The organism is Gaetbulibacter aquiaggeris, from assembly GCF_044003965.1.
Lineage (GTDB): Bacteria > Bacteroidota > Bacteroidia > Flavobacteriales > Flavobacteriaceae > Yeosuana > Yeosuana aquiaggeris.
This window is the reverse complement of the sequence record NZ_JBAWKC010000001.1, coordinates 90210-101813: the sequence shown is the minus strand read 5'-3', so window position 1 is coordinate 101813 and position 11604 is coordinate 90210. Positions and strand designations below refer to the sequence as shown.

The following is an 11604-nucleotide window of genomic DNA, read 5'->3' as shown; positions in this document are numbered from 1 at the left end:
TATTTCTATATCAATATTTTTTTATTAACTAAAATTCAAAAACGATGAAAAAAAATTACTTTTCTTTACTTTTAACGCTGAGCTCAATTTTTCTGATTGCTCAGAATAACGATTTTAACAATGGAGGTGGAGACCTTTTGTGGTCTAATCCTGCCAATTGGACGCTTAATGCTGTGCCAGGCCCTGCAGACACTGTTCGATTACCTTTAATAGTTGAATCACAGGTAGATGCTCCATATACAATAACTAAAATCCAAACAACTAGTGCAACATCAGGAGATGTGGCTGTGGCTGGCAGTAATTTATTAACGATTAATCCTGGTGCTGCTAATGGGTATGCTTTTGAGAATGTATCAATGAACGATGTTAAATTGTCATTTAAAGGCAATGTTACACTAAACAATCCCTCTGGTTTCTCTCGCATTGGAAATGCAAATGGTGCTTCTAATTCTATAGAATTTGAAGATGGCTCTACGCTAACACTTACAACTGGTTTAGATATATATCCAGGTGCTAGTAATGATATAAATTTCAACGGAACTTTGGCTGGAAGTGGAAATATTCGTTTTCCAAATAATTCCGTTGCTACTTTTGGTAGTACCGCATCAAATTCAGGTTACTCAGGACAATTAGTTTTTATTGGAAGCGGAACTATTATAGTTAATACAGCAGATAACAATATTTTTTATGATGGGCCTAAAATACAAGTAAATCAAACTGGTGGTTCAATTACACTAAATGGCGCAAATGTTTTTCCCTCTGGTATTACGGTAGGAGGCACACATGCGTTTACGCTTAATGTAAATAAAAATCAAAGCAATATGACTAATATTATTTTTCAAGGTAGTGGTACACTTAACATGGCCATAGGTAATGATGTAACCAACCTTACATTCGCAGATAATTCGGCATCAGCATGGAATACAGGAACCCTGAATATTACAAACTTCACAGAAGGTGTTGTGCGTTTTGGAACTGACAATGCTGGTCTTACAGCGGCACAATTATCTCAAATTGTTGTGGATAATGGTGGTGGTCCAGTCGCCTTGGATAGTGCTGGATATTTGGTCCTTGAAAGTTCATTATCAACTAATGATATTGAATCGGGTGCTGTTAAAAGAATAGCTTACCCTACACTAGCTTCTAATAAACTCTTTTTCAGCAGGCCTCAACAAGATGTGAAGGTTTTTGATCTAAATGGTAGAATGATTATTCAAAATCAATCTAAGAGTCAAACAGAAATAGCAGTCAGCGCTTTAAATAAAGGCCTTTACTTTATTGTTTTTGATAACAAAATAGCTGAAAAGTTCATCAAACAATAAAATAAAATTGAGGTAGCCATATGAGGAGTTGTTCTATTTTTCTTTTACTGTATATTCTAACTTTTAATGGATATGCTCAGTTTCAGCCTGCCCCGTCTTTTTTTAGAACACCGCGAGCAACGCCATTAATCGAACTGAATGCTACCCAAACAATATTTGTTTCAAATTATGGGGCAGTTGCAAATGATGGCAATAATGATATTGCAGGTATTACAGCAGCCATTCAGGCTGCTGTAAGTCTTGCAACTTCACAAAACCCTGTTCGTTTGGTATTTGAAAATGGAACTTATGATTTAATGCCAACCAGCGGAACCCACTCTTTAAGTATGACTAATGCTAATGGCATTTTATGGGATGGACAAGGTGCAGTGTTTTTAATACACAATCCAGTTGTAGGGTTTTTAAGTTTACTGCGTTGCTCAAACACCATCATAAAAGATTTATCTGTAGATTATTCGACGCTTCCTTTTACTCAGGGAAAAATCACCAATGTAGATGCTGCAAATGGATTTTTTGAATTTGTTGTTGATGATAATTTTCCTTTGCCTGTAGAAAGTCATTTTACAAACGCTCCTCAAAGATGGGGCATGATTAAAAATTCTAAAGGAGGTATCAAAGAAGGTACACGTAATTTAATTCCGCATAACAGATTTTTTGAATTGGTAGGCACTAGAACATACAAATATGCCAATCAGAGCAGTAGTACTTTAAGTAACGTAGAGGTTAGTGATTATTTTGTACACATTGCCAGATATAACGGTTCAACTATTATTCTAAATGATGGAGGTAAAAATCTCACATATTTAAATGTTACAGGCTATGCAAGTCCTGCAGGGAGTTTTAATGCAAGAAACAGTGAAGAGTGGAATGTAATAAATTGTAAAATTAAGCTAAAAGAGGGCAGAGTAAATTCTAGCAATGCGGATGCCATACACGTTAGTGGGGGTAAAATTGGACCTTGGGTTGAAAACAGCCTTTTTGAAGGATTTGCAGACGATTGTATGAACCTCAAATACACTAAAAGGCAAATTAAAGAAGTACATTCACCTACTGAAATAACCGTTCAATTTCTTACTGAAGTAAACGATAATTTAGAGTTTTATAACCCTAGAGATGGTGTTTTTTTAGGTAGTGCAACAGTAACTAATGTACAAAACTTAGGAGGCAACCAATACAAACTTACCTTGTCATCATCAATAAATATTACTAATGTTGATGCTACAGACCATCAGTTAACAGATAAGGCTTATATCGAGACCAAATCGAATGAATCTTTTGTTTTTCGAAACAATATCGTAAGAAACTCAAGAAGATATGGCATTTTAGTACAAAGTAAATATGCCATAATTGAAAACAACCTCTTTCAAAATTTAAGCGGTTCTGGTATTAGAATAGAAAATGGGGTTGATTGGGGCGAAGGCTTTAGAGCAGACAATATCGAGATTAAAAACAACAGATTTGAAAATTGTGGTTACGATACAGATTATATTTTAGATAGTAACTCAGCATCCATTGCGGTAGATTTTGCTAAGTTGGGCACGCCTTGTTCTTTAAGCAATACTTGGTGTGGTACAGAAACTTCTAGTTGGAAAGCACACTCTAATATTCGTATTATAGACAATACCATACTGTATAACAAAAAAGGGATATACCTCAAAAACATAGAAGGATTAACCCTTACTAATAACTTTATTTGCCATAGGGATGAGGATATTACGCTAACTAATAATCAAAGTCCAGTACCTCAAACCATTCTAAATTGCAGCAATGTTTATATTGAGGATTATCAATACGCATTACCAGACCCTAACATACATTTTTTGCTTAATGAAGCACCTGGTTCACAAGATTTAATAAATTCTGGCACTGATAGTAATGTAAGTTTAGATGTTATTGTTCAAGGAGGTCAAATTACACAGGGATTTGTTGATGATGAAATTGGCTATGCTTTTAAAATAAACACCAGCGCTAATGGAGAATTAAGACTTGTAAATTCCAATGATGGTTCACCCTTTCCTGGACCAGTTCAGGGGGCAGCAAGAACCTATTCTTTTTGGGTTAAACCAGAACAATCAATCTTTCAAGCCTTGCTTTACAGTGGCGGCCCAACTGATGGAGAGGTTTTCACAGTTCAAATGCAATCTAATAGGGTTTTAAGAGTAACTGACAATAATCAAAATTTTGTTAGGATGGAGGACATGCCGCTCGATATAGGAAAATGGAATCATGTGGTCATTACAGTACCTACTAATAGCACCATGTTTAGTATCCAGTTATATAAAAATGGAATGCCATCAACTGAAACGCATTCTGGAAATGATGTGTTTATAAATACTGCAAGCAATACGGTAAAATTATTCCCTACATTTAATGGAACTGTAAGTGATATAAGATATTTTGATTATAAGTTATGTAGTAGTGAAGTAGAAAGTCTTTATAATAACAGACAAACACTCTCCATTAATGATTTTATAGGAGAGACCCACAAGATAATTGTCTATCCAACTATTACATCAAATACTCTTTATTTTAGTGAACCTATTTCTTCAATTAAAGTAATCAACTTACTTGGTGCCACTTTAATATCAAAAAAGGGCGTTAATTTAACCGAGCTAGATGTTTCCAAATTAGCCTCGAGTTTATACATTTTAAGAATAAACAACAACCAAACCGTCAAAATTTATAAAAAATAGCAAATGAAAAGAGCCTTTTTTACTTATGTTTCACTTTTAATATTTGGTTTTTATGCCAATGCGCAGTATCAATTTACCCTGCCTGAAAACTTTAGAACGCAACGAAACTTGCCACTCATTGATATGCTAATTTCTGTAAATATTAATTTAAAAGATTTTGGCGCAATACCCAATGATGGCAAAAATGATACCCCTGGCATCATGAAAGCCATAAACTTTTGTAAAAAAATGTCACTTACTGGAGCCACCGGTATCAAATTAGTATTTGAAAAAGGGCGCTATGATTTGTTTAGTAATGAAAAGTCCAAAAACACACATATCATTTATCTAAGTGACGCAAAGAATATTGTTGTTGATGGAAATGGCGCTGAGATAATTGTACATGACCCCCTGAAAGGTTTTTTTTCGGTCTTTAAAAGCGAAAATATCATTGTAAAAAACTTTTTTATAGATTATGATCCCTTGCCATTTACTCAAGGAAAAATTACTGCAGTTAATTTAAAAGATAAATTCTTTGAACTTACATTAGATGAAGGTTTTCCTAGTCTAAATGAAAAAATGTTTCAGCAAGCGTCTAGAGTTTGGGGCATGCTTATGGATCCTGAAATCCCAGGAAAATTAAAAGACGGAGCACCAAATCTTTTTGCAGCTAAAGAATTTGAAGAATTATCTCCTGGTCATTTTAAAGTGAAATTAAACGCTATCAACCTTCTCAAATCTATGGAAATAGGCGACTTGTATGTACACTTGGCAAGAACGAATGGTATAAGTGTTTTTAAATCTGGTAACAGTAAAAATATTACCTATTTAGAGAATACCAATTACTCAAGTCCTGCGGGTAGTTATAATGCTTTTAACATGGAAGAATGGAATATCATTGGAGGTCAAATAAAATTAAAACCTGGAAGAATTCATAGTGCCAACGCAGATTGTGTTCATGTTAATGGAAGTAAATTTGGACCATGGATTGAAAATTGTCTTTTCGAAGGCTACAGTGATGATGCAATCAATATGAAAGCTATAAAAGCACCTATTTTAGAGCAAAAATCTCCAACAGAATTAGTTGTGAAACAAACAGTAACAAAAGGAGACGTTCTCAGAATTTTTAACCCAAGAGAAGGTGTCTTAATTGGTGAATTTGAAGTCATCCAAAATAAATTTTTAGGAAATGCAAAAATGCACATTACTTTAAATAAACCAATAGAACAGAAACTTGAAGTAGGCGATACAAAAACAAATGATCTTGCATATGTTGACACGCAATCTAACGAATCTTTTGTAATTAGAAATAACACGTTTAAAAATGCTCGAAGATATGGCATATTACTACAAAATTCTTACGGAGTTATAGAACGTAATGTTTTTCAAAATTTAAGCCAATCAGGTATCACAATAAATAATGGCGTAGATTGGGGTGAAGGTTTTGTCGCCCATGATATCATCATTAACCAAAACATTTTCAATAATTGTGGTTATGATGACACGTATTTGAAAGAATACGATGCAGCAGCAATTCGGATGAGAGTTACAAAACTCAAAGATTTGGAAGCTAAAGGAAAATGGAATGGCGTAGCTACAGCAGACTGGCAAGGATTAGAAAATATTTCAATAACCAATAACACATTCTTGTATAATAAAAGAGCTTTATCTATTGAGTGTTCTGTGAATACAGTTGTTACAGGAAACAAATTTATAAGGAACATGAAAGACCTTTCTGATAAAAATGAAATTCTATTAGAGAACAATAATACAAACTTAGTTTTCGATAACTAAGTAGAACAAAAGGAATACAATAATTTTTTTTATGAAAAAAATAAAATTCTATTTTACGGCGCTATTAGTATTATTAGTTGGTAGCATTTTATTTGCCTGTCAGTCAAAAGAAACCGAACCAATTAAAAGGCCAAACATTCTATTTTGTATTGCAGATGACGCAACATGGAGGCATATGAGTATCTACGGAACAGATTGGATTGAAACACCTGCTTTCGATAAAATAGCAGATCAAGGTTTACTATTTAATAATGCCTATACCCCAAACGCAAAATGTGGTCCATCCAGATCTATTATTCTTACAGGTAGAAACTCATGGCAACTTGAAGAGGCCGCTAATCACTTGGCTTATTTTCCAACCAAATTTAAAACGTATCCGGAAGCACTTTCTGAAATAGGATTCCACGTAGGTTATACAGGGAAAGGTTGGGCTCCAGGAACATCTTTGAATGAAGATGGAAGCCAAAGAGAACTCCTTGTTAAAGCATATAATAAAATAAAAACAGAGCCACCAACGACGGGTATTTCAACAATTGATTACGTTGCGAACTTTAAAAGTTTTTTAGATCAAAGAAAATCCGATGAGCCCTTTTGCTTTTGGTATGGAGGACATGAACCCCACAGAAGTTATGAGTATGGTACAGGGGTTAGTGTTGGAAACAAAAAATTATCTCAATTAGATTCAGTTTTCCCTTATTGGCCACAGTCAGATGTAGTGAAAAATGATGTTTTAGATTATGCTTTTGAGTTAGAGTACTTTGACAAACAGCTGGATGGCATGCTTACAATTTTAAAAGAGAGAGGTGAATTAGAAAATACCATTATAGTTGTTACATCTGATAACGGTATGCCATTCCCAAGAGTTAAAGGCCTAAGTTATGAGCATTCAAATCATTTGCCATTAGCTGTTATGTGGAAAAAAGGGATTAAAAACCCCGGAAGAAAAATAGAGGATTATGTAAGTTTTATTGATTTTGCGGCCACATTTATAGATTTAGCAGGATATGATGCACAAGAGCTTGGTATGCATCCTATTCAGGGAAAAAGTTTAACGCCATATTTTAATTCAGAGAAAGAAAAAATTATTGATGCAAAAAAGGATTATGTTTTATTAGGTCAAGAAAGACATGATGTTGGTAGGCCTAATGATGTAGGTTACCCTGTACGGGGAATTGTTAAGGAAGGATTTATGTATTTGAATAATTATGAAAATGATCGCTGGCCTGCAGGAAACCCTGAAACAGGGTATACAAATACAGATGGTAGCCCAACAAAAACTGAAATACTGGAACTTAACAGAAGTGGTGAAAACAAAGAGTATTGGAATTTAAATTTTGGGAAACACCCCAAAGAGGAATTATACCAAGTTAGTATTGATGAGAACTGTTTAAATAATTTGGTAGAAAAAGAAGAATTTCAAAACATTAAAGAGGAATTAAAAAAATTGTTGGAATCAGAATTGAAAAAACAAAATGATCCTAGGATGTTTGGAAATGGTTCTGTTTTTGACAATTATCCTCCAGATAGAGGCGCAAATTTTTATGAAAAATACATGAATGGGGAAAATGTAAATGCAGGATGGATTAATGAATCAGATTTCGAAAAGAAAAAGAACTGAGTTTTCTCAAAATTCATAAATAATCACTCAAAAGCATATAAAACCTAACCGCATAATTTATATACTATAATTTATGCGGTTAGCACTTATTATTCAGGCATTCTATAGAGTTCATTTTATGAGTGGTTTTTATTTTATAGCCCTATCTTTTCCGATTGTGATATAAAGACTTTTAAGAATTTGAACGTCTTTTTTTGTTATTCAGGACTTCGGTTTAAGAACAGGTTCATTCTGATTGAAAGATTTACTGTTTTTAAATCACATAAATTCGTATCTTTATTAAGCATTTATACATGAATATTTAATAATAACCAAACAAATATTATAATTATGGATTTTAAAAAATCAATTCTTAATCTTCTCTTGTATTTAGTATTATCACCTGTCATTATTTACATCATTTTAGGAATGGCTGGATTAGCAGGTTCAACTTATGAAATGACTAATGGCGAAACGTTTATTATATGGCTATTAATGGCCATTGTAATAAAATTGGCTATTGTAAATAAAAGTTAATTACTTATAATGAGAAGAATGAACTAAAAATGCCAGTTTTAAACTGGCATTTTTAATTTAGAATTTATTCATTAAAGGATTTAATTAAATCTATAACTTTTTGAAGGTGTTTGGGCAAATAATTTTCGTTCCATGGATGTGATGCTCCAAATACATGATTAGCTCCTTTAATGACTTCTAATGAACTTTTTGGATTCCATTGATGCAGGCTTTTGGCTTCGTCTATAGAAACACTGGTGTCGGCATCTCCATGAATAATTAAAAATGGGATGTTTAAATGTTTTACCGCACTTTGTATGTTTAAACGAGCCTCATTTTTTATAAAATCATCGTAGAACTGAAAATAGTGGGGCATTTGTTGTTTTGTTCTGGCGTTTTCAACAAAGTAAACGCCAGATTCTTTCCATTTGTTAAATGCTGTTCCAAGGGGGAATCTGTTTTTATAATTACTGACACCGGCTAAACTCACTACTGCTTTTATTCTGGAATCTTCGGCAGATTTAATAATTACAATACCACCACCTCTGCTATGCCCAAGTAATGTAATATTATTTATATTGGCTTCTGTTGAAAGCTCCTTATTTAAACAAACCCAATTAATCACAGAGTCCAAGTCGTCTAACTCTTTAGTGTAATTGTTATTCCCAAAGGCTTCTAAATCCGGAAAATCTATGGGTTGCTCTTTAGTTCCTCCATTATACGAAAAATTGAATTTAATAAAACAAAAACCAGCTTCAGCAAAGGTATTGGCCATTAAATTCCAAGCGCCCCAATCTTTAAAGCCTTTATAGCCATGGCAAAAAATGATGAGGGGTTTTTGTAAGCCATTTGCCAAATACCTATAGTCAATTAAAATTGGTTTTTCATGTTTACCCTGAATGTCAATACTCTTTTTAATCATAATTTATATTTCTTTTTCTGTAAAAGGAATAGTGGGATTACATATTTCTAAAATAAGATTTTTTAACTGTATTGAAAAAAGGTTGAGTGTTTCGTCTGTAATTAAAACATCTTTTTTAGCATAGGCTCCCGATTTATCTTTTTTCGCAAATTTTAAAAACCCTGATTTTAAATTCTTAAAAGAAATGATCCCTGCTTCAACAGGAAGTTTAATGCTTCCGGATTGGTGTATCATATAGGCATAGGTTAGTATTTGAAAACTTTTGCTGAATTTTTTATAGTCTGAAGCAATTTCATCCCAATTCACAATTTCTACTTCATTTTGGGCTACTTTCCCCGTTTTATAATCAACTATTCGTATAATACCATTATATTCATCAACGCGGTCAATTTTACCTTTGATTCTCACTGGAAAGTCTAATTCCGGGATCTTAATTTCTGCCGAGGCATCAGCTTCAACAGCTAATATTTTTATATTATTACCTTTTTGTATATCGGATATTTCTAAATCTAAAAAATTAGAAACATAGCGTTTAGCAATCTCATAGATTATCAAGTTTTTGCCTTTGGTAATATCCCCTTCTTTGTAAACCTCTTTAAAATGAGACCTTACTGTTTTTTCTATGAGCAGTTTCATCTTTTTTATGGCTTCAACTGTTAAGAACGTATTTATAAAAGGACTATAGAAGTCTTCAAGAGTATTATGTATTACGGTCCCAAGAGTATTAGCAGCCACCGTTTCTTCTGCCTCGTCATATTCTCTAATATTTAAAATTTTCTGATAATAAAAATCAATAGGATTTCTGATATAGTTAGTAAGTGAGGAAGGAGAGAATCCTTTTTCAGCTATTAATTTTAAAGATTCAATGACAGCCGGTGTCTTGTGAATGGTATTTAAGCTGTTATTAATTATTGGAACTTTAGGCGTAATTAGATGATAAGATAATTTGTGAATACCTTCAATTTCCAATTGCGTAATAAAGCGACTTTTTTCGCCACCAGTCAGCACATCAGCCTCCGTATTATATAATATGAAAATATTTTTGGCACGCTGTAATAGACGATAAAAATGATAAGTATAAACAGCGTCCTTTTCTTTGTAGGTGGGTAATTTGTTTTCTACTTTAACGTCAAAAGGAATGAATGAATTATTTGTTTTTCCTGCAGGAAGAATGCCTTCGTTAACTGAAGAAATGATGACCGTTTCAAAATCTAAAACGCGTGATTCCAGCATGCCCATTATTTGTAATCCTTGTAATGGTTCGCCTTTAAAATCTAATGTTTCTGTGCTTAATAATTCTTTGTAAATGTTGTGTAATGTTAAAATATCAGAAATATGATTGTATTTAGAATTTAGCAACGTGAGCTCATTAAACAATTCATTAAAACGGTATAAATATTCTAATGAAAGTAAGTTTGAATTCTTGTTTTCATCTAAATATGATTTTATATTTAGAATGAGTTCTGAACAGTTTTTTAATGCTAAATCAATTGTTTCATGCCATTTCAAAAACAGCAGGTCAATAATGTTATTACACTTTGCCTCTGTAATTTCTTTTAATCGCTCAACACTAACATATATTAAATTATTGGATTCAATTGTTTCTGTTAGTTTTGCGGCATAATCAATGCCATTAACATAAAATAAAGGCCTTAAAAATTGATGCGACACTAATAGTATGATGTCTTTATAATAAAATGACTGAGAGGGCTTTTTATGCAGATGAAATAAGTGCTCAAATAATGAGGCCAAAGGAATAGATTTTAAAGGAAATCCCATGGTTATATTTAAGGCATTTATGTTTGATGGCAGGGAATTTAAAACAGGGATTAACAAGTTTTCATCTCCTAATACTAAAGCAGTATTAGTTAAAGAAAGATTCTCTTGTTTTAAGTTTTTTAAAATGGAACCAATGTATTTGGCCTGACCAATATTTTTTGGGATGCCGTAAACCGATATGTTTTTCTCTTTTGAATAATTATTGGTAATCCAATCAAAATTATTGTTTTTAAAATAGCTCCATTTGTTTTTGTGACTTCTTGTGAATAAGCCGGCATCATGAATGGCGTTATTCATAAAGATCTCGTCAATATCCCAATAAATTTTAGCCATACCACTCTGAAGAAGTTCTTGAAAAATAGTTTCTTCAGAAGTGTTTAGTGCATTAAACCCTAAAAACACATGGTCTTTGTTCAGATTATTTTGAATATATGTTTCTAAGTTTTCAACGGCTTCTCTATAGATAAGCCCTTGATATCCTGTTTTTTTAAGTAATAACTGTTCGGTAAAATGAGAATAATAAGTAAATATCTTATTCCAAAAGGACAAATAGTTTTTTATAAAATCTGTTTTATTTATTTCTAATGACCAATGACTCAGATCTTGTATGGCACTTAAATAATTAAAAATATTTTTTTGCGGAATAAGATATCTGTCAATTTCATTAAAGTCCTGAATGAGTATCTGGGCCCATTTTGAAAAGGATTCAAAGGATTCTTGTTGGTCTTTTGGTGTTAATGAGCTATATGTGTTATAAAACTCAAAGAGAAGTTCGGTATTGGAAATGGTTTTAAGTTCAGACAGTTCTTCAACGAATTCTTCAACACTTAAAATCTCAGGAGAAAAAATAGTTTCATTAACAACTTGAGAAAGCTGATGTTTTAAAAAAAGTCCAGCTCTTTTGCTGGGTAAAATAAAGGTTATTGAAGAAAGGTTTACATGTTTTTTTTGTAAATCTTTTAATACATCAAAAATAAAGGTAGCCATTATATAAAAATAAAA

At 32.6% G+C, this 11604-nt stretch carries 7 protein-coding genes; 5 read left to right on the top strand and 2 right to left on the bottom strand.

The window, feature by feature from the left end; genetic code table 11:
* Positions 1-44: 44 nt before the first annotated feature.
* The 5 genes from V8G56_RS00425 (at position 45) to V8G56_RS00405 (ending at position 7922) form a co-directional block, all read left to right on the top strand.
* Positions 45-1322, top strand: a complete 1278-nt coding sequence (locus V8G56_RS00425) for a T9SS type A sorting domain-containing protein (RefSeq protein ID WP_395436460.1) — start codon at positions 45-47, stop codon at positions 1320-1322.
* A 20-nt stretch (positions 1323-1342) separates the two neighbouring features.
* On the top strand, positions 1343-4015 hold the full coding sequence (locus V8G56_RS00420) for a LamG-like jellyroll fold domain-containing protein (protein ID WP_395436459.1): 2673 nt from the start codon (positions 1343-1345) through the stop codon (positions 4013-4015).
* Between the two features lie 3 nt (positions 4016-4018).
* Positions 4019-5788, top strand: coding sequence for a right-handed parallel beta-helix repeat-containing protein (locus V8G56_RS00415; RefSeq protein WP_395436458.1), 1770 nt, complete (start codon positions 4019-4021; stop codon positions 5786-5788).
* Between the two features lie 31 nt (positions 5789-5819).
* Positions 5820-7406, top strand: coding sequence for a sulfatase family protein (locus V8G56_RS00410; protein WP_395436457.1), 1587 nt, complete (start codon positions 5820-5822; stop codon positions 7404-7406).
* A gap of 330 nt (positions 7407-7736) precedes the next feature.
* Complete coding sequence (locus tag V8G56_RS00405; protein ID WP_395436456.1) at positions 7737-7922, top strand: hypothetical protein; 186 nt, start codon at positions 7737-7739, stop codon at positions 7920-7922.
* A 64-nt stretch (positions 7923-7986) separates the two neighbouring features.
* On the opposite strand, the gene V8G56_RS00400 is transcribed toward V8G56_RS00405, so the two are convergent.
* Positions 7987-8823: an alpha/beta hydrolase family protein gene (locus V8G56_RS00400; RefSeq protein ID WP_395436455.1), complete on the bottom strand. Its 837-nt coding sequence runs from the start codon at positions 8821-8823 to the stop codon at positions 7987-7989.
* Positions 8824-8826: 3 nt separating this feature from the next.
* Positions 8827-11589: a PD-(D/E)XK nuclease family protein gene (locus V8G56_RS00395; RefSeq protein WP_395436454.1), complete on the bottom strand. Its 2763-nt coding sequence runs from the start codon at positions 11587-11589 to the stop codon at positions 8827-8829.
* Positions 11590-11604 lie beyond the last annotated feature (15 nt).